We start from the raw sequence: 21708 nt of genomic DNA on the forward strand, positions 1-21708 counted from the left end.
TAGCTCACCTTATATTCAAATCTATTTATGACTTTTTATATAAAGCTAAAATTTCATCGATTTTTTTTCGGCTTTTGCCAGCACAGCTAATTGAACGTCGCATTTCTGCTCGATAAAGTTGACTCGCTTTACTGTAAAGGGTCATGGTGTAATCAGTATAATGATTAGATACCAGTACCGGTATATCTTTTTTATATGCTATGGTTTCAGCCAATTTCGACAAGTTTTTATGCTCTTCAAATCCAAAAATATTTGAATAATAAGCCGTAAATCCAGCTGATTCATTCGGAGATATATAGGGCGGATCACAATAAATCACCGAGTTTTGTTGCGCTTTATTCATGACTTCGTGATAAGGCGCGCAAATAAATTGTGCTTTTTGTGCTTTTTCTGCAAAAAAATAGAGTTCTTTTTCAGGAAAATAAATTGTCTTATAACGCCCAAATGGTACGTTAAATAGCCCTCTACTATTATAACGACATAAACCGTTATAACCATGTCTATTCAAATAGACAAATAACAGGGATCTAAAATACTGGTCTTTATTACGATTAAATACATCTCGAAGCTGATAAAAAGCATCAGGTTGATTATTTTGAGCAACAAATAGCAATCTAAGATCACGGATAAATTGATCGGGACTTGATTTTAACAATGTAAATAATGAAATTAAGTCTTGATTAATATCTGCTAAAATATAACTTTTATAGTTAGTGTTTAAAAACACAGAACCAGCCCCGACAAAAGGTTCAATCAGTTGATCGCCTTCTGGTAGATATCGTTTAATTGTGTCCACGAGCTCATATTTTCCTCCAGCCCATTTTAAAAAGGCTCGTTGCTTCTTCAACGGATACTCCTATTTGTCGTTGATCGGATAAATAAACGACGTCGTTTGTTATTTTGATGCTTTCTCTTTATTAATCGTTGCACTAGATTTAACCCATGGCTTATTTTTTTGTAGTGCACTTGGTAAAGACTTAATTGCTTTATGTGCTTCTTCAGATGATGAGTAGTTGCCTTTAATTAAAATATACCATTTTTCATTATTACGTTGAGTTTCATAAATTTGATAATTGGTTATTTTATGGTGTTCAACAAACTTTTTTAGACCATCAGCTGATTTAGACGCAGTAAGTTGAATGCTATAACTATTATCCCCTAGCTTTAAATTATTCTCTAACCCCAATTTTTCATGGGGTTTATGATGATTTATTTTATCAACGGCATCTTTATTTATGCTAGCCTTTGTTGAATTCGCATTCGTTTTAACGTTATTTAAACCTGAAGCGCCATTAATATTTGGATGACTCAATGGTGTAACTGGATTATGTTTTACCTCAGGTCTTTGCTGGTTATCTAGTTGTCTAAACTGTTCGTCTAGAACTATATTTTCCCCCGAACTAGTTTTTGTCAGAGCAGCTTGTCCCTGTGTAAGGGCATCATTCGACACTTGCGAAGTTGCAACACCATTAATCTCTGGTGGTGTTAATAGTGTTGGTTCATTTTTGTTTGAAACAGGAAACAAAAGCCAGCTAAGCAATAACAGGATAATGACAACTGCCATACCAAGAATAGCTAACTTTTTTTTAAAAAATTCTTGCAACAAACTTGGTAATTTTGAGAGTATAGCGCTTTTATTAGGTTGTTCAGATAAATAACGATCCTCTCTATCAACACGCATTCTTACTCCTTAACCTATTAATAGGTTTATTGCTTCGCTATAACTTGCCAACATAAGTAAAAAATGGTTTAAATTTGCTCGATTTTATCAATGATATAACTTGCAACACCTTTGGCACTTTGTTCATCGGTCTTAATTGTAATATCGGCAATTTCTTCGTAAAGAGGCTCGCGTTTATCGGCAAGTTCTTCGTAAAGCTCACGCGGAGTGTTACCACCTTGCAATAATGGGCGACGTTTATCTTTTTGCGTTCTTGCCATTTGTTTTTCAATAGTTGTTTCAAGATAGACAACAATTCCACGAGCCGATAATCGATTGCGTGTCTCTTTAGATAAAACAGATCCCCCACCAGTTGCAAGAACTACGCCTTGTTTTTCAGTCAACTCATTAATAACTTTTTCTTCTCTGGCACGGAATCCGTCTTCCCCTTCTAGATCAAAAATCCATGCAATATCGGCACCAGTACGTTTTTCAATCTCTTGATCTGAGTCAAAAAAATCCATGCCTAATTGTTGTGCAATTTGTCGGCCTATAGTGCTTTTCCCTGCCCCCATTGGGCCAATTAGAAAGATATTTCGCTTTTCTGCCATTGTAGTTTCATCATCTATTAATTTTGGTTAAAATATACAACACAATATCAACTTACTATGATTTATAAAATCATTCGCGTTATCACTGTGTAACTTTTCTTGGATCTCCGTCTAACGACAAAAATTTAGGTCGGTAATTATCTCAATAGATAGTACCTTTTGGCAATAGGTATTTATCAATAGTTTTAGCTAATGCCAGCTTGATGCAAATCATGGATGTTTAGAGCGCCTACTAATTTACCATCACTGTTAACGACTGGTGCGGCGGTAATATTATGATCATTAAATGATTTTAACGCTTCAACGGCCTTCCAATTTGCAGGAATACGATGCCCAGGGCTGGTCATAACGTCTATAATACTATCTTGTAATGTGCCATTTTTTAATAATAAGCGACGTAAATCGCCATCGGTAAATACCCCAATTATTTTATTATTATCCTGACAGATTGCAACTAATCCCACACCTGTTCGACTTAATTCTAGCATGGCATCAAATACGGTTGCAGATTGTAAAACTTTAGGAAGTCGATCGCCGGTTCGCATAACATCTTTGACATGGTTGAGTAGCTTAGCACCTAAACTACCAGCAGGGTGGGATCGTGCAAAATCGTCCTCTTTAAAGCCTCGTGCGCGCATGACAGCAATTGCTAGTGCATCACCCATTAATAACGTGTTAGTCGAACTTGACGTTGGTGCAAGTCCCATTGGACAAGCTTCTTTTTCAATTGAAATATCAAGAATGGCTTGAGCTGATTTAGCAAGTGGCGAATCTAGTCCTCCAGTAATAGCAATAACAGGTACATTCATTTCGGCAAGAATAGGTAAAATAAAATTAAACTCCTTGGCTCGGCCTGAATAAGAAATTAAAACGGCTATGTCGTTTGGGGTTACCATTCCTAAATCACCATGCAATGCTTCTGATGGATGCATAAAAAAAGCTGGACTGCCTGTACTGGCTAACGAAGCGGCAATTTTTTTACCTATGTGTCCAGACTTTCCAATACCTGAAACAACAACTTTACCTTTGGTGGTTAGAATAAGCTGACATGCGTTAATAAAATCTTTGCCAAGTCGATTAGGTAATTTTTGCGCTTCGTGTAACTCTAATGCTAAAAGCTCTCGACCATATTGTAATAATTTATCCATTTCAATTAGCCTATCGAATAAAAATGAGTGATCATGAATTTATAATTGGTAAACAAAGGTGACGATTATAAAAGCTAAATTATTATCATTTTAACAATTAACGTTTGAATATTCAAAAAAGAAAGTCTGTTTGTGAAAAAGTTTCAGGTAGATAAGAGTTTGAATATAAAATCTACCTGTTACTTGATAATCACTTAAAATCTCAAAACGACTTTGATCCTCAGTATAATTAAAATAAGAGCCAATGATGTATCAATCAAACGTCATTTTAAATGCCTATTTGAACACTTGTGCTGAATTATTGATCGTTGCAATATTGGATTTATTTTGTTCAACAAACTGTTTTTTATCAAAATTAGGTTCGGGTAAATAGTCAGTCAAAAATTTGGCATTACTTTCAACTTGTGCACCGTTTAAAATTAAACGCGGCAAATCTATTTGATAAATAGTTTGATCGGGCGTTTTTTGTAGATCTTGTGTACGTGCATTTGTTAATAAATAAAGTTTGCGCTCTTTTTGTGAAAGACGATTGATTGTTGGCGTGCCAGCGCCCATCATTAAATGATCTGGAAAAATATAAAATATGGTATCTTTTAATATATCTTCATCTTTTAAATATTGAATGAAATGTCCTAAATTATGATCCAATGAAGCTGCAACAAACGACATATTGTCAGCTTTTGGTGAAATCACAGACCTCATCCTTTCATCATCAAAACCATTTGGAGCATGGGTTGAAACAGTTGAAACAAACAAAGCAAAGGGTTTATTTGCTTGGTGCATTTCGGTAATTTGTTTTTGCGCAATATCAAAAATATCTTTGTCATACAACCCAAAAGGTGCAGGTGGATATTGTCCAACATAGTTTTTTTCGGAAATAACTTGCATACCAAACAGCTCAGCAGTATGTCCAATGCCAGCAAAATCTGGACTAGCCATCACATAACGGGTTTGATACCCCGCTTGATTAAGTACATCGCCCAAACTAACTAAATGGGTTTGGTCTGCGCGCATTAATGGTGAGGTGGTGTAGCCACCAATTAAAAAAGGCATACCCGTCATATAAGTGTACATCGATGCGGTAGTCCAAGTACTTCCTGAACTCATTGGCATATTATCAAAAAAGGTATAATCTTGGCGAAGTTGTCGTAAATTAGGGGTAATATCTTCAAAATCGAAAAAGCCTTGTTCAAACGATTCTAATGATAGCACAATAATATTTTTACCCTGATGGCTAACAAGCTGATTTTTATTGGTGTAATTAGTCATGTTGAGCGATTGTAATGCTTGCTCAAACGGCTCACGAGGGGCGCTAGTGACTTGATAGATTTCATATAAACGGCTTAATGGTCCATTATGATAACTAATTGAGATGATTGCTGCAAAGGCTAATAACAAACGCACAATTAAATGGCATTTACGTTTGCACCAATTCGCTAGTTTTGATAGTAAAAAAATAAGGGCAAAAAAAACAACAATAACCAAGGCTGCTTGCAATTTAAAAATAAATAGCCCTTCTATAATATCATTAATGTTTAAATTCACATAAAACTGATAATCAATAAAGCCACCACTAAAGTAGATAGAAGTGAGCTCCATTACGATAAAGGCCGTCAGTAATATTATACTTAGAAGTTGCCATTTTTTCTGTTTAAAGAGTGAGGCAAAAATAATTGTGATGATAAAAAGTGGTAAAATAATTAATGTCGATAATGGCATAATAGTTGTTACTCAATTTACTCAAGAATCAATTTTTCACAAGTATATACTTAATACACAAAAAATAAAAATATCAACTAATGTTATTTGATTTATGACGTTATCTTCTATAATGATAATGTAGTTTACAAAGTAAAAATTGAAAAATAGTGTTACCACTAATACCAAATGATAATTGTTATTATTTAAGGTTGATAATTGACATTATTCACAATAAGATGTCATCCATATTAACTGCAATAATTTCAATGTGTTATATGTTGTGGGTTATGCGGAAAGTGGTTTTCATTTTATCTTTGTTTTTATTATCTTTTTGTTGTTATGCCGATATTACATTACCGACACCACAAACTAAAGCGTGCTGATGAAAAAACTCAGTCTTGGTATTTCAGGCATGGCTAACCGATTGGGCGCAGATAGTCTTATTGTACCTTATGGCTATGAAAAAATATGGAAGTTGTTCTATTGCGTAGTGAACCAAGTAGCTTTTATGTAAAAGTCGATTTGATTGATAAAATCAAAGATATCACCCTTTTATTTAACCAAAGGACCTAATCAACGTAGTCTAAGTTATGCACAAAGTCTGCTTAAAAAAGCCAGAATAAGCTATTTGCAAAATACCTATCCAGCTAATATGTTAGGTGGTGAAATGCGCCGTATTGCGATCTTACGAGCACTAATTTGTAAACTTCAAATAATTATTGCCGATGAGCCAACCAGTGATCTTGATGAAGAAAATAGTACAGCTGAAATCAGGCAATTGCTTACCGAAATTCATCAACAAGGCACCGCCTTATTGATGATTATTCATGATAAAAATGTTGCCCATTATAGCCGAAAAATCATGAAAATGTCAGTAGGGCGATTATTTGACTAATGCATCATATTGGCAATTAAAAGGGGAGGGCTAGCTGACTGACGACATTAATAACGGATTACAGCCCATTTCAATCATAATTTTATTGAGTTTTAATAACGGCAATCCAACGAGTGAATGAATATCATCGCCTTCTAGCTTATCAAACAGGGTAATGCCAAGTTCATCACATTTAAAACTGCCAGCACATTGCAAAGGCATCTCTTTGCTAATGTAGGCATCAATTTCTGGATCAGTTAAGTGCCGAAAAGTCACCTTAAACGGTTCGCAAATGGTGATTTGTTGTTGTGTTTTGGTATTAATTACCGTCATGCCAGTATAAAAATAGAAGGCTTTACCGCTGCTTTGTCGAAGCTGTTGTCGGGCATTATCAATCGTATGCGGTTTGCAAACCATATTACCGTCTAACACGCCGACTTGATCCGAACCAATAATTAAACTATCAGCAAATTGCGTCGCTAATGATTGGGCTTTTAGTTTTGCTAGCCGAACCACCAATTGCTGGGCTGACTCACCGGCTAGCGGTGTTTCATCGCATATAGGGGGCACACATTCAAACGGAATGGCTAATTTTTCGAGCACTTTTTTACGCGATGCTGATGTTGATGCTAAAATGATTCTCATTTTTGGTTTTCTCTTAAAATTCAGTCTGAATAATGTGCATTAAAACCGATATGAACATAATAATCAACTACCTGTGGTACAACCAGTAGGGTAATTGGACATGCTTTACCAGTATTGTTTTTCACTTCTTTTATTAATTGCTTGCCGATGCCTTGTCGTTGATAATCTTTAACCACCGCGAGATCGGCTAAATAAGTGATATAAACAAAATCCGTTAAACAACGCGCAATACTAATCAGTTTATCATCATGTCAAGCAGTTATAATAAAATTGGTATTATCTAATATAGCTTGAAAACGTGCAGTGACAAAAAAATGTGATGGCTTGTTCGAGTGTTGGTTTGACATCAAAACGATAAATAATGCGACTCATGCTGATCTTTATCATAAATCGAATAAAAAATAATTAAGGATTACATTTAAAATGCGTATCATAGTGACTAAGTCAAACATCTTTTATCTATCACTGAATATATAATCGAAACATCGAAACTATAACAAAGCAAGGGGGGAGTTATGTACAAAAAAATTTTGGTTCCTATCGATGTGCTTGAAGAAGAATTAACTAAAAAAGTCATCCCACATGTAGAGTACTTAGCCAAATTGTCTAATGCCGAAGTTATCTTTTTTCATACATTACCCGTTGCATCAGCTATTGTGAATGCTTACTCCTTTGGTTTTGACGAATTTAAGGATAAAGCCACAGTGCAGACAGAACAGCACTTGCACAAACTGATTGACTCGATTAATTTACCACGTGAAAATTTATCGTTTTCTATTGCATTTGGTCATCCAAGGGATGAAATTCTCCGCTTAGCGGAAGAAATTCAACCTGATTTAATTATTCTAGGATCACGCCGTCCTAATATCTCAACGCATCTTTTAGGATCGAATGCGTCAGGTGTAGTACGTGGTGCTAAAACGGCGGTATTGGTGATCAGGTAGAAGAGTCTTTTAAGAATAAAATACTTAAAATCAATATGCTATCTGCATTGTTTTTTGATGGTCGCAGGTATCAAGTGTTATAAGATTCGGTGAGCATTTTTATACGATGATAACGCCCGAATTAAGGGAGGATATATGTCCTCCTCTTAATAAACCTTCTGAGAGATATTCACAAAGTGGAGTTAGCAAGGCTAACTTCTTTTCATTTCTTGGTTATCGACACATTTTGACGGTCGATTCCGTATTTGGTTTGGGATTGGGTGTTTTGCTGGCTTTTCGTGTTTCTATAAAAGTGTTCAGGTAGAGTATTGATTTTATTTAATTTTTTATCTGAAAGTTGTTATAAAACTAAAATAAAATCAATGATATACCTAGCTGTTTCCCCACTTTCACTATTGATGTTTTACAATAAAACAGCAGTGAATTTGTTTATTACGCTTAAAATCAAGTGATAACGTTTTATGGGTAATTTCTTGATAAGTTAACCCTAGGTTTTGCATACCAACACTATCCATTTTAAAACCACGCTTATTATTCGAAAAGATAATCGTTCCATTAGGACGTAATAAGCGTTTTAAATCGGTCATTAATTTTAGATGATCACGCTGTACATCAAAAGTATCGTTCATGCGTTTTGAGTTTGAAAATGTCGGCGGATCGATAAAAATTAAATCGAATTGCTCATCAGCCTGAGATAAATAGAGCAAACAATCGGCCTGAATTAATCGATGCTTTTTACCCGTTAAACCGTTTTGTTTTAAATTACGATCAGCCCATTCCAAATAGGTGCGAGACATATCGACTGTAGTGGTTGATTTTGCTCCGCCAAGTCCAGCATAAACCGTTGCGCTACCTGTGTAGGCAAATAGATTTAAAAAGTCTTTGCCGGCACTCATTTCACCAATCATTTTTCGTGCTAAGCGATGATCTAAAAACAAGCCGGTATCTAAATAATCGGTCACATTGACCCAAAATGCGGTTTTGCGTTGATTAATTGGGTATTCATGTACTAAAAAGTAGTCCTGTTTTTGCCCAAGCTTTTGGTATTGCTGTTTACCTTTTTGCTTTTCACGCGTTTTTAATACTAGCTGATCGGCCGTAAGCTCAAGTACTGACATGGTCGCATTGATAATATCAAAAAGTCGCTGGCGCGTTTTTTGTGGATCGATGTTTTTTGGTGCGGCGTATTCTTGCATGACTATTTTATCTTTGTAACGATCGATAGCGACGTTATATTCAGGTAAATCCGCATCATAAAGTCGATAGCATTCTAGCTGTTCTTGAGCAGCCCATTTTTCTAACTTTTGCTTATTTTTGCGTAATCGATTAGCAAAGTCTGTAGCTGGCAACGTTGGATTATTGATTGGATTTTCAGTGTTACGCTTAGCAATGACATAATTTTTTTGTATACAGTCGAGTGGACCATTTTTGGCTTTGAATTGTCTGTCTGCTCGCATTTGTAAGCAATCTAATAACTGTGGTGCGCCGCTAAATAGCGATAATTTCCACCCACCAAAATTTTGTTTAATTTGTTGACCGAGTGCCGTATGCAAAGCAATCAGTGCTGGCTCACTTTCTAAGCGTTCGCCATAAGGTGGATTGCTAATAATCATGCCAGTTGTTTGTGTTAGTAATGGATGACTTAATTGCGTTACATCTTGCACTGAAAACGTAATTAAATCGCCCACGCCTGCTTGGATGGCATTTTGTTTGGCTCGTTCAAGTACTGCTGGGTTATTATCGTAACCAATAAAAGGGGTATTGGGTTTGCAAACATTTTGTTTAGCTGAAAATAACAGCGAATTCCACAAAGTAGGATTAAATCCTTTCCAAGCAAAAAATCCCCATTGTTTGCGTTGTAATCCCGGTGGGATTTTTGATGCAATCATCGCGGCTTCAATCAGTAGCGTGCCCGAACCACACATTGGGTCAAGTAATGGTTCATCACTTTGCCAACCTGAACGCATAATAATGGCAGCAGCAAGAGTCTCTTTTAATGGTGCTTGCCCTGTTTGCTGGCGATAACCACGCTCATGTAAGCTATTACCACTCAAATCTAAAGACAGTGTGACACGGTTTTTATTTAAATAAGCATGAAGCCGAATATCTGGATCTTGCTTTGCCACATTAGGGCGTTGGTTGGTATGACGTAAAAAATGATCGACAATGGCATCTTTGATCTTAAGTGCACCATATTGGCTATTACGAATAAACTCGTTAACACCAACAAAGTTGATCACAAAAGCGTTATCGACAGCAAAAATATCAGTCCATTTAATATTGAACACGCAAGAATAGAGATCTAAATCACTATAGATATCAAATTCGGCTATTGGCAATAAAATGCGTGACGCTAAACGTGACCATAATAGTGATTGATATAAAGTTGTTTCGTCAGCATCAAAATAGACACCGCCTTGCGTAATCTTACAATTGGTTGAACCAATTTGTTCTAACTCTTTTTTTAATAACTCTTCAAGCCCGCGAGATGTGCTGGCAAATAGCGTTTTCATGCATAATCCACTTTACAATAAAATTGCAGGCATTATACCGACTAATTGCAATAGTGGGAAATAAAGGCTGAATTTAACAAGAATATTGTTTAATGAGTGATAATAATTTTGTAAGGAAGTTTAATCAAATATAAACGGTGAATATCGTATTGATAGATAAAAATTCTTTTTTATGACAAAGATCTTTATATGACATGGTTCTTTAACTGGAACATCGGTTTACTTTTCATTTCCAATAGCATCAATTTGATGTGCCGTCATTTTTTATATTCGACTCCTCTATTGCTTTTATAATAGAGGATTTTCTATTTTTGACGATATTATCTTAGGGGATAGTTGCACTTGAAAGATTATTATTTATCTAATACGTTTATTTTTATAATGTAGTTTTGGTCATATTCCAATAACAATAATGTGCCTTTCATTGAGACAGTAAAAAGTGATCAAATTAAAGCCAATCTATAACATAAACCTCGCTTGAAACTTAACATATTAAAAAATAATATAATATTATTTTTTATTGATATTTGTCATTATTACCGTGGACATTTTTTTTGATTCAGCTTAACATTGCTGCCTAAATTTTGGGTGGTAATTGGATTAGTTTTAAACTGAGAAGCTTTTTTGATGAAAAAATATTTATTAAGTTTTGCATTAGTTGTTTTTCCTACGTCTATTTTGTTGGCAGAACAAAAACCGGTACAAACACAAGCACTTAGTGATCAGCAATTGCTCCGCCAGCAAGAGCGTGAAAAAGCACTACAAGATTCATTGAATCCTGCTGCACCAGATATCCATTTATTACCGCCTACTGCGACATCAGGAGAGTTAGACCTTCCTGTTGAGTCGTTATGTTTCAATATTAGTCAGGTTGAATTAGTTGACCGTGACAAATTACCTTGGTTTATTCCATTAAAAAAACTAGCGCAACAAGCAGAGCACCATTGTTTGGGTGGGCAAGGAATAAGTTTACTGATGAGTAAACTACAAGATCGCTTAGTGAGCTATGGTTTTATCACGACTAGGGTTGTTGCACCAGAACAAGATTTAGCGGATGAAACTTTAAAATTACGGCTTGTTGAAGGTCAAGTTAGACACATTAACTACAGTGATGATAGTGATAAATATGCCCAGCTTTATACTGCCATGCCAGCGAGAGAAAACAAGATACTCAATTTACGTGATATTGAGCAAGGGCTTGAGAACTTACAACGTTTACCTACGGTGAGTGCACAGATGCAGTTAGTGCCAGGGGATAAACCGGGTGAAAGTGACATTGTTATTACTCGCAAACAAACAAAAATGTGGCGATTAGGATTATCAGTTGATGATTCTGGCACCAAAACAACGGGGCGAGACCAAGGTGGAGCGACCCTTTATTTGGATAACTTATTGTCATTAAGTGATTCCTTTTATGTCTTTGGTGGGCATGATTTAAACGGCAAAGGAAAATACGGTTCACGGAACTATTTATTATCGTATTCGATGCCATTGGGGTATTGGCTATTAAATACTTCGCTATCAGGTAACAAATATCATCAAACCGTAGCGGGACAAAATTATGATTATCAATATAGTGGTCGCAGTCGTAACGCCAACATACAACTTAGCCGAGTCATTCACCGCAATGAATCACAAAAAACGACATTAAGTTATGGTATTAGCCTACGCCAATCGCATAACTATATAAATGATACCGAAATCGAAATCCAGCAACGAAAGACGACAAATTGGCAATTGGGCTTGCAACATCGACACTATATTAACAATATTACATTAGATGCAGGGGTCACTTATCAAAAAGGTGTGCGTTGGTTTAATGCACAAAAAGCACCCGAAGAGCGAAATCCGGAAGATAATGGTAGTGCGTTATCTAACATCTTTTTAGTTAACTTATCGGCCAACGTACCTTTTAACTTGGGTCAGCAACAATTTCGTTATCGCTTAGACTATCAAGGTCAATATACGCGAGGCGAACGTTTAACCTCGCCAGACCAGTTTTCGATAGGTGGGCGCTGGAGTATACGAGGTTTTGATGGTGAATTAACCTTGAAAGCTGACCGAGGTTGGTATGCACGTAATGAGCTTGCCTGGCAGGGGCCTTTTAATCACGAGCCTTATTTAGGTATCGATACAGGTGAAGTATCTGGAGCAAAAAGTGAATATTTGTTGGGTAGGCACTTAACTGGAGGCGTTATTGGTGTTAGAGGCAATAATTATGGTTTTTACTATGACCTTTTTGCTGGCACACCGATTCGTAAACCCAAAGGCTTTAAAACTAATCCATTAGTATTAGGGTTTAGCGTAAACTGGAATTATTGATGTTAAATAATCAATACACAATCAATATCAGAATAATAAAAATAAAGGAATAGATGATGAACAAGAATTTATACCGAGTTATTTTTAACAAAAAACGGCGTATGCAGATGGTGGTGGCGGAAATAGCTAAGACGCCAATCGGTAGTGGACAAACCCCATCGGCACCGAAATCAATGCTGTTAAAATCACTTTTTGTTAATTTAAGACCGCTAAACTTTTTCATTTCTATTTCATTAGGTTTTGTTAGTATTTGCTCACCGGTTTATGGCAGCAACATTGTGCCAGACAGTCAAGCCAACAAACATCAGCAACCACTTATTACATCAACGGCTAATGGCACAACACAGGTCAATATTCAAGCTCCAAATAGTAAAGGGATCTCTCATAATAAATACCAACAGTTTGATGTATCAAAGCAAGGTGTCATTTTAAATAACAGCAGTAAAATTAGCCAAACGCAAATTGGAGGATATGTTCAAGGTAATGAGCTATTAAATGCCTCGGGTAGTGCTAAAATCATTTTAAACGAAGTCAACTCACGTAATCCAAGTCAATTAAATGGGGTGGTTGAAGTTGCGGGACAAAAGGCTCAAGTTATCATCGCCAATCCATCGGGTATCACCTGTAATGGTTGTGGATTTATTAATGCCAGCCGGGGCACGCTAACGACAGGTAAACCGATGATCGAAAATGGTGATTTGATGGGTTATCAGGTAGAGCAAGGGTATATTGAGGTAACAGGTAAAGGGTTTGACAGTTCAGCGCAAAGTTATACGGATTTAATTGCACGGACGGTATCGATTAACTCATCGGTTTGGGCGAATGAGTTAAATGTGGTAACGGGTCGGAATAAGGTGAGCCAAGACACCCAAAAAATCACGCCATTGGATGAGGATGTAAACGATAAACCTAAGGTATCGATAGATGTTTCAGCGCTGGGCGGTATGTATGCAGGCAAAATTAACCTTGTGGGCACCGAAAAAGGGGTGGGTGTGCATAATGCGGGTGAATTAGGTGCCAGCAGTGACAGCCTAGTTATTAGTGCTGATGGCAAAATCAGTAATAAAGGAACACTACAAGCTAAAGGTGATATTAAGCTAAGTAGCCAACAAGGCATTAACAACAGCAAGCAAATTAATAGTCGACAAAACATTCAGTTAATGAGCAAAGAGACTATTAACAATCTAGGTAATATTGTTGCTCAAAAAAATATCGATCTTAAAGCTAAAACGATCGATAGTGCTTCAACAAGTACACTTGCGGCGGGTATTGATGAACAAGGAAAATTAACGCAAAAAAGTAATATTACAGCAGATGCAAATCATGTTTCACTCACGGGTAAAAATCTGGCCGGTCAACACATTAAAGTTAATGCGCAAAAAAATATTAATCTAGCCAACAGCCAAAATATAGCGGAATCGGTTACATTAACTGCTGAAAATATCGATATCAATACGGCAATAATTAAGAGTGAAAAAGATATCACTTTACAAGCGAGCAAGGCCATTGATAGTCACGATTTACAAGCTAAAACCAATGCATCTTATTTTGCTAATGCCAACATTATTAATAATCAACAATCCATGATACTGGCCAATAAAGATATCGACTTTAGCGCCAATAACATCAATAATGCGCAATCCAAATTCAATGCGGGAGGTAACGTTAATTTTAATGCTGAGGAGCTCATCGATAATCACAAGGCGACGCTTTTAGCGGAAGGTGCTATTAATTTACAAAGCCAACAGATGACCAATAATGAATCTCTATTAGTCAGTCATGACCATTTGCAAATAAAGGCTAATACATTAGAAAACCAAAAATCAACATTACAATCAAAAAAAGACTTAACCATTGACAGCCATCAGTTTGATAATCAGCAGTCTGAATTATTAACAGAAGGCGCTTTGACAATTCATGCCAATCAAATTAACAACCAAAAAGCGGCGTTAAGTGCGCAAGGTGATATTCATATTCACAGCGCGTTAGTTAAGAATGAAGAGTCGACATTCATTTCCGAAAACACGATTAATATTAAGGCTAAACAATTCTTTAATCAACATGCAAAGCTCACAGCCGGGCATAATATTGCTATTGATGGGCAGCAGGTGAATAACCAATCTTCAGAATTAAAATCTAATGGTTATTTGGCAATTAATTCAACCGATCTAAATAATCAATCCGCACTATTACTAACCAATTCCACCTTAACGCTACAAGGTAAAAATATCAATAATAATAATGCCGAACTCAGCGCCAGCGATCGCATTGCTATAACCGCAGAGCAACTATGGGCTAATGAAGGAATATTTATCAGCAATCAGGACATTCATATCACCAGTTCGCATATTGAAGCCCAAAAAGTAAAAGTGAAGGCAAAAGGTGATATTAAACTCAATGCAACCGATGATATTGATGCCACTAATGGATTAATGGTGAGTGAAAAACAATCAAGCATTGAAGCCAACGTGGTTAAATTAAATGATGCAACCTTAAGTGCCAAAGATGATATAACGGTTACTGCAACTTCGCAATTAGACAATAACAATGCTAAATGGATTAGTGAAGGTCATATTAGTTCTAATGCTCAAACGATTAATAATCAAAATTCGTCAATATCAAGTTATAAAAATATTTTCTTTAAAGCCCTACATTTAAATAATCATAATAGCAAATTGCTCAGTTATGGAAAAATTGGTTTAGCGTCGAACATTGTCAATAATCAAAATACCCTAATCAATGCATTAGCCGCTATTCACATTCAGGCTGACGATATTGACAACCAAAATGCACAAATCATTAGCCAGCAATCGATAAATATACAAGGCAAAGACATTGATAACCGCCATTTGACCATGCAATCAGGTAAGTCACTATCCATAATAGCTACCGATAAACTCAACAATGCTGATGCGACACTGATTTCAGGTGATAAATTAACACTTGAGTCACCGTTAATGGATAATCAACGTTCGAAAATCAAATCGGGTCATGACCTGACTATGCAAGGTAGAACCCTTAACAATCAACATAGCACCATGATTGCGACAGGCGATATTGAGTTTAATGCTGATGAGCAATTAGATAATCAAGAGGCCGATATTCGAACGCAAAATAAAATCGATATGGTGGCCAAACACATTCATAATCAAAATAGCTTATTGGCAGCGGGTGGTGATGTCACGCTTAATGCCGATGAACTCAATAGTCAGTCATCCATCTTAAAAGCCGACGGTAATCTTCGCATAAAAGCGAAAAAGCTCAATAGTGCATCGGTAAAATGGGTCAGCCAAAATGCTATCACCCTTGAGAGTGATGAAATCAATAATCAATCGGCGGTATGGAAAGCGGGTAAGGGCATTACCGTTAAAGCTGATGATTTAAATAATAACGAGGCGACCTTAATATCGGGCGGCCAATTAGCATTAACCGCTGAAAAATTAGCCAACCAATCGGCCTATATCCATGCCGATAAAGGCATCAATATCCAAAGTACCGAATTTGATAATCAATCCGCCACGTTAATTACTAACGATTCTATACATATTGATGCCAACAAAACAAATAACCAAGATGGTACCTTATCAGCAAAACAAAATATTACCGTAAACAGTGACGAAATAAATAATCAAAACGCCTTATGGTTAGCTGATAAACATATTTCGATTCATGCCAATAACCTTGACAATCGTGAAGCGGCACTACAGGCTAAGCAAGGTATGCACATTAATGTCAATGCCAGCTTAGCCAATCAACATGCAATACTCATTTCGGGAAAAGACGGCCTGATTATCCATGCTGATGATTTAGATAATGACGATGCTGAATTAAGTAGTAAAGGTTTATTGGCAATCACTGCTAATGATGTGAATAATCAACAAGCACAATTGGTAACAGATGGTGATTTAACGATCCAAGCTAACCATATCAATAATCAGTCCGCAGATATTCAAGCCAAAGGTGATATCGCCTTTACTGGACAAACTATTGATAACCAACAAGCCAAATTATTGAGCATGGGCAATATTCAGTTACATGCAGAGAATAATTTAACGAATAATCATGCCAAACTTACGGCAATGCAAAAAATTCAATTACACTCTCAAGGGGCTATTGATAATCAACACTCAACGATGGCAGCCAATAAGGGCATTTTGGTTGAGGCTGATTCGATTAATAACAGCCAATCAAAACTTGAAACCGCAAGCTTATTGAAGATTATTGCAAATGCGATTACTCATCAGCAAGCCAAATTAAATGCAGGGCAAATTGAATTAAAAACGCAAGTGCTTGAAAACCAACAAGCAGATATCACCGCCAAAACGTTACTCCATATTCAAGCAGATAAAATAGCTAATAACCAAGCTCGTTTATTAGCGAATGATATTACCATTAACGCCAATCAACTGAGTGGCGACGGTGAACTGCTCGCGGAAAACAATATTGCGCTTAATTTAACTCAGGCGTTTGATAACAAAAACAGCTTGCTAGCGAATAATGATATTTTAATCAACACAAGCAAAATTACCAATGACGGAAAAATCTCATCGGGTCAAGCAATCACCCTCAAGAGTGATGAAATTAAAAATACTGCCAAAGGGATTATAGAATCTGAGGAAATCAACACCGATGGGCATATATTGGAAAATAAAGGGCTGATTGACGGTGGCAAGGTCAACTTGAACGCTTTACAGCGAGTTGACAACCTAGAAGGCGCACGTTTATATGGGGATTGGATTTATATTAAAGCCCATGAAGTCAACAACCGAGCCTCATCTTTAACTAGCACCATTGCGCCGACACTTGCTGCAAGGGAAGGTCTTTTCTTGGATGTCAACACCCTAAATAATACTAATCATGCGCTGTTGCTCAGTTTAGGTGACCTGCATATTCAAGGGCAAACATTAAATAATCATTCAGCTCGGATTGAAGCAGCAGACAATATGGCATTAAACGTTAATCACATTAACAATATCAATGACCATATTGAAACCGAAGAGGTTTTAGTAAGTAGTCAATCTATTGTTGAATATTCACCCAATGGTGATGCACGGCGATTTAAACCGGATGAAGTGAGTATTCGTACTAGCCCTAAAAAACGGCATAGATATCCTGTTTTACATTCAAATGATGGCGCTTTTGATTCGACTTATAAATATTACAAATATGACTATACAAGGCATGTTTATGAAACCAAAATCAAAAGTACCGCACCGGCAGAAATCATCTCAGGAAAGGATTTGATTATCCAATCCGATCATTTAGAAAATGATAATAGTAAAATTGTTGCCGGTAATGCGTTAAATATCATGACCGGTACGCTAAATAATCACTCTTTAAAAGGTCAGAGAACGGTCAAAGATACCGGTAATCAAATTTATCATTATCGGCACGAAGGGCATAAAAACGGGAAAAAAGAATATACTAAAAGAGCAAAATGGAGCGATTATCAAGACCAAACCATCACGACTATCGATCTTGCGCATGCCAAAATAGAAGGCCATGCCAATGTCGATAAAACCCAAGTTGATTTGCAAACTCGCCAAGAGGGTACGGTTAGCTTGGGTGAAATCGTTAAACCGATTGTGACCGAAGTCAAAAATGAAAAACACCTCAATAATTTATCAGAAGATATCATCAATCAGGGTAAAGAAAAGGGGAAGGTGAGCATTTCAACCGAATCGCCAATTCATGATTTACCGATCACTCAGCCCATCATGCCACCCGAGAAAGTTGAAAAGCCCAACACGCCGATAATTGATGATAATCAAAAAGTGGAGGTGCCGAGCGAAGCGGGTCAGTCGCATGCGGATCCAATCATCTTTGTTGAGCCCGATCTAACATTACCTCAAAATAGCTTATCAATCATTAACAAAGATCCACAAGGCAATTATTTAGTGGAAACGGACAGCCGTTTTACGGATCGAAAAAAATGGTTAAGTTCGGATTACATGCTTAATCAATTGCGAACCGATCCAAATAACATCCAAAAACGGTTAGGGGATGGTTATTACGAGCAACAGCTCATCCGAGAGCAAATTGCCACTTTAACCGGTCACCGTTATATTGGTGATTACACCAGTGACCTTGAGCAGTATAAAGCCTTAATGAATGCGGGGGCCACGTTTGCTAAGCAGTATGGATTATCGGTAGGTGCCTCGCTGTCAGCGGAACAAATGCAGGCATTGACCAGTGATATTGTCTGGTTAGAAAGCAAGACGGTAATGGTTGATGGTCAAGCGGTATCGGTATTGGTGCCACAAGTTTACCTCGTTAACCACCCGCAACTGACGACGGAGGGGGCATTATTATCGGGTAAAAGTGTCAAGGTGCAAGCGGAGCATGATATTGGATCCTCGGGGGCGATATTAGGTAAAAAACAGGTTTCGCTATTAGGTGATAACGTCAATAACCAAGGTCTGATTGATGCGGGTGCAATTATCATTCAAGCGAAAGATAGCATTAACAGCAGTGGCAAATTAAAAGCGGATAGGTTGGCTTATTTACAGGCGAATAACGATATCAACTTAAATAGCACCACCTCTACCACTGAAACGCATTACGGCGCGAGCAAAAGCAAAAATACGGTGATTGACCAGGTCTCAAGTATTAGTGTTAAAGATGGCGATATCCACTTAAAAGCGGGTCATGACATCAATTTGGGTGCGGCCTTGGTGATAAATGGCGGTGAAGATGGGGTCACTAACGTGATAGCGGGGCACGATATCAATTTATCGACCTTAAAGACAGAAAGCTATCAAGATGCGAAATGGAATAAAAATCACTCACGCAAAGTTGATATTGAAGATGTGGTGGGCAGTGAACTGTTAACCCAAGGTGACCTCAACTTAATTGCCGGTCATGACATCTTGGCGAAATCGGCCGCGGTCTCGAGCAATAAGACGTTAAACGTGCAAGCCGAACATGATATAAATCTAGGTAGTGAACAAGCACGCTTACAGTTAACCGAGCATCACAAAACCCAAACCCAAGGCTTACTCAACAAAGGCTCCATAACCGAAGATATCGAAGTTGACAATATCACGCAAAAAGGCAGTGGGGTTTATGGTGATAAGGTAAACATCAATGCGGGCAATAAAGTCACGGTGACAGGCAGTGAAGTGGTTGGGACGCATAATGTCACTATTGGGGCAGGCGAAGATATCACGATTGATGCAGCGGAAGAGTCTTACTACCACATGCAAAAAACGGTCACTAAAAAATCGGGGTTAATGGGTAGTAGCGGGATAGGCTTTACGGCGGGTAAAGAAAAAGAATCCTTAAAACAGACCAACACCGAACAAGCCTTTGTGGGGAGTGTAATTGGCAGTACTGATGGCAATGTGAAGATACAAGCGGGCAAAGACCTTAACATCAAAGGCAGTGATGTGATAGCAAAGCATGACATAAGCATGCAAGGCGACAACGTCAATATTGACGCGTTAGAGGCGAAAACGACGTATCAAGAAGAGTACAAGCATCAAAAATCAGGGGTGACGGTGGCGGTTACCGGTACGGCGAGTGCTATTTACAACGCCAATCAAACCCGAGAGCAAGCGCAAAAACAGAAAAATAACAAAACCCAAGCGCTGATGAACATCAAAGCGGGGTTACAAGCGGGCAATGCGGCGTTAGAGGCGGGGGCTAATTTACAAAATGGCACGCCACAAGCCTCTGTGGGGCTGAATGTCAGTTTGGGCAGTGAAAAGACCAAACGCACGGTAAACCAAGAACAACACACTGCGGTAAGTAGTGGCGTCTCAGCGGGACATAACGTCAGCATTATTGCGACAGGCAATGGGCAAAAAGAGCGAGGTGATATCAATATCATCGGCAGTCAGGTGTCAGCGGGTCATGATGCGAAGCTCAAGGCGAACCATAATGTTAACATCATCGGTCAAAAAAACACGATAAAAACCGAGAGCAAAGAAAAGAGCAGCAGTGGCTCGTTGGGGGTGGGTTATCAAGTTGGGGGAGAAAAAAATGGTCTTAACCTATCAGCCAATGCCAGCCAAAGCAAATCACGCGAAAAAGGCAATGGCACCGACTGGCGTGAAAGCGTGGTTGAAGCGGGCAATAAGCTTACTCTTATCATCGGTAATGACGCCAACATTGTGGCGGGACAAGTCAAAGGGGATAGGGTGGAAGCCGATATTGGTCATAACCTCAATATAGAATCGAAACAAGACCGCGATGAGTACCATTCCAAAAACAGCTCAACATCCTTGGGGGGCAGTGTTTCATGGGGGAGTACAAATGGCGCAAATGCTGCAGCAAGCCAAACCAAAATGGACAGCACTTGGCAAAGTGTGACGGACCAGTCGGGCATTTTTGCCGGCAAAGGGGGCTTTGACATTACGGTCGGCAACCACACCGACTTAAAAGGGGCGGTGATAGCCTCAGCAGCAAAAGACACGAGCAAAAACAAACTTGACACAGGCACAATCAGCTTTAGTGATATAAAAAACCAAGCGGACTACAAGGTAAGTAGCAGCAGTGCAGGCGTTAACACCAGTGGAATGCCATCGATACCAACGGGTCTTAACAAACAAGCAAGCAAAAACTCGACCACGCACTCAGCGGTATCGACAGGGACGATGGTTATCCGCCATGAAAGCGAGCAACAACAAGCGATTAACGAATTAAGTCGTGATACCGAGCATGCGAGTCATGCGCTCAAACATATCTTTAACAAAGACAAAGAGCAAAGCATCATCGACCAAACACGGCTCGTGAGTGAAATTGGTGGTGAAACATTAACCATGCTCAATCACATTGACCGAATCAGCGCCACCTCAAAAGCGAAAGAGGCGTTAAACAAAGAGCAAGAAAAGGCCAAAAACAATAAAACGGTCTTAACTGACGAACAGCAACAAAAAATCTACGAAGACGCCTACAAAGAAGCGATGAATCAAGGCATGTCGGCGATGGGCAGTGAAACCCGTCAAGGCATTGACATGGCGGTCAATCTTATCAACGGCATCATCAGTGGCGACATGACAGGGGCGGTTGCAGGGGCACTGGCACCAAAAATTGCCAGTGCCATAAAAAAACAAACCGAGCATTACAACCCTGAAACCGGCAAATGGGAAACAGACCACATTGCCAACACGGTCAGTCATGCCATCTTGGGTGGGGTGGTTGCGCAGCTGCAAGGCAACTCTGCCCTAGTGGGTGGCTTAGGCGCTGCCGCAAGTGAACGCAGTGCGGAAGTTATTGCAGGTATCCTTTACCCCGATAAAGACATCAAAGACCTAAGCCAAGAAGAAAGACAACAAATCAGCGCCCTA

General features: G+C 38.2%; 13 protein-coding genes. 5 read left to right on the forward strand and 8 right to left on the reverse strand.

Annotated elements, in window-relative coordinates:
• Nucleotides 1–25 precede the first annotated feature (25 nt).
• The 5 genes from A9G23_RS04510 to A9G23_RS04530 all read right to left on the reverse strand — a co-directional run bounded on the left by A9G23_RS04510 (nucleotide 26) and on the right by A9G23_RS04530 (nucleotide 5138).
• Nucleotides 26–847 carry a Dam family site-specific DNA-(adenine-N6)-methyltransferase gene (locus A9G23_RS04510; RefSeq protein ID WP_065586485.1) on the reverse strand — a complete coding sequence of 274 codons (822 nt, stop codon included), beginning with the start codon at nucleotides 845–847 and terminating at the stop codon, nucleotides 26–28.
• Between the two features lie 48 nt (nucleotides 848–895).
• Nucleotides 896–1681, reverse strand: coding sequence for an SPOR domain-containing protein (locus A9G23_RS04515; RefSeq protein ID WP_065586486.1), 786 nt, complete (start codon nucleotides 1679–1681; stop codon nucleotides 896–898).
• Nucleotides 1682–1749: 68 nt separating this feature from the next.
• Entirely contained in the window at nucleotides 1750–2271 is a 522-nt protein-coding gene (aroK, locus tag A9G23_RS04520) for a shikimate kinase AroK (protein ID WP_065586487.1), read from the reverse strand.
• A gap of 185 nt (nucleotides 2272–2456) precedes the next feature.
• Nucleotides 2457–3419, reverse strand: a complete 963-nt coding sequence (gene gutQ / locus A9G23_RS04525; protein WP_065586488.1) for an arabinose-5-phosphate isomerase GutQ — start codon at nucleotides 3417–3419, stop codon at nucleotides 2457–2459.
• A 276-nt stretch (nucleotides 3420–3695) separates the two neighbouring features.
• Nucleotides 3696–5138 carry an LTA synthase family protein gene (locus A9G23_RS04530; protein WP_065586489.1) on the reverse strand — a complete coding sequence of 481 codons (1443 nt, stop codon included), beginning with the start codon at nucleotides 5136–5138 and terminating at the stop codon, nucleotides 3696–3698.
• A gap of 364 nt (nucleotides 5139–5502) precedes the next feature.
• On the opposite strand from A9G23_RS04530, the gene A9G23_RS11730 reads away from it, so the two are divergent.
• Nucleotides 5503–5634 (forward strand): hypothetical protein, encoded by a 132-nt coding sequence (locus A9G23_RS11730; RefSeq protein WP_255306884.1) that lies wholly within the window; start codon nucleotides 5503–5505, stop codon nucleotides 5632–5634.
• A gap of 12 nt (nucleotides 5635–5646) precedes the next feature.
• Entirely contained in the window at nucleotides 5647–6015 is a 369-nt protein-coding gene (locus A9G23_RS04535; RefSeq protein ID WP_065586490.1) for an ATP-binding cassette domain-containing protein, read from the forward strand.
• Nucleotides 6016–6045: 30 nt separating this feature from the next.
• Here A9G23_RS04535 and A9G23_RS04540 read toward each other — a convergent pair whose 3' ends face one another.
• Together A9G23_RS04540 and A9G23_RS11890 are read right to left on the reverse strand one after the other, a co-directional pair.
• Nucleotides 6046–6639, reverse strand: coding sequence for a Maf family protein (locus A9G23_RS04540; protein ID WP_065586491.1), 594 nt, complete (start codon nucleotides 6637–6639; stop codon nucleotides 6046–6048).
• Between the two features lie 20 nt (nucleotides 6640–6659).
• On the reverse strand, nucleotides 6660–6878 hold the full coding sequence (locus tag A9G23_RS11890) for a GNAT family N-acetyltransferase (protein WP_081296951.1): 219 nt from the start codon (nucleotides 6876–6878) through the stop codon (nucleotides 6660–6662).
• 276 nt (nucleotides 6879–7154) lie between these two features.
• Between A9G23_RS11890 and A9G23_RS04545 the strand changes: the two genes are divergently transcribed.
• Nucleotides 7155–7583 carry a universal stress protein gene (locus A9G23_RS04545; protein WP_065586492.1) on the forward strand — a complete coding sequence of 143 codons (429 nt, stop codon included), beginning with the start codon at nucleotides 7155–7157 and terminating at the stop codon, nucleotides 7581–7583.
• A gap of 392 nt (nucleotides 7584–7975) precedes the next feature.
• Here A9G23_RS04545 and rlmKL read toward each other — a convergent pair whose 3' ends face one another.
• Nucleotides 7976–10096: a bifunctional 23S rRNA (guanine(2069)-N(7))-methyltransferase RlmK/23S rRNA (guanine(2445)-N(2))-methyltransferase RlmL gene (gene rlmKL / locus A9G23_RS04550; RefSeq protein ID WP_065586493.1), complete on the reverse strand. Its 2121-nt coding sequence runs from the start codon at nucleotides 10094–10096 to the stop codon at nucleotides 7976–7978.
• Nucleotides 10097–10723: 627 nt separating this feature from the next.
• On the opposite strand from rlmKL, the gene A9G23_RS04555 reads away from it, so the two are divergent.
• Entirely contained in the window at nucleotides 10724–12418 is a 1695-nt protein-coding gene (locus A9G23_RS04555; RefSeq protein WP_065586494.1) for a ShlB/FhaC/HecB family hemolysin secretion/activation protein, read from the forward strand.
• Nucleotides 12419–12474: 56 nt separating this feature from the next.
• Nucleotides 12475–21708, forward strand: a 9234-nt coding sequence (locus tag A9G23_RS04560; RefSeq protein ID WP_065586495.1) for a two-partner secretion domain-containing protein, incomplete at its 3' end; no start/stop codon positions are given.

Origin of the sequence: Gilliamella sp. App4-10 (assembly GCF_001690495.1) — a bacterium.
GTDB lineage: Bacteria > Pseudomonadota > Gammaproteobacteria > Enterobacterales > Orbaceae > Gilliamella > Gilliamella apicola_G.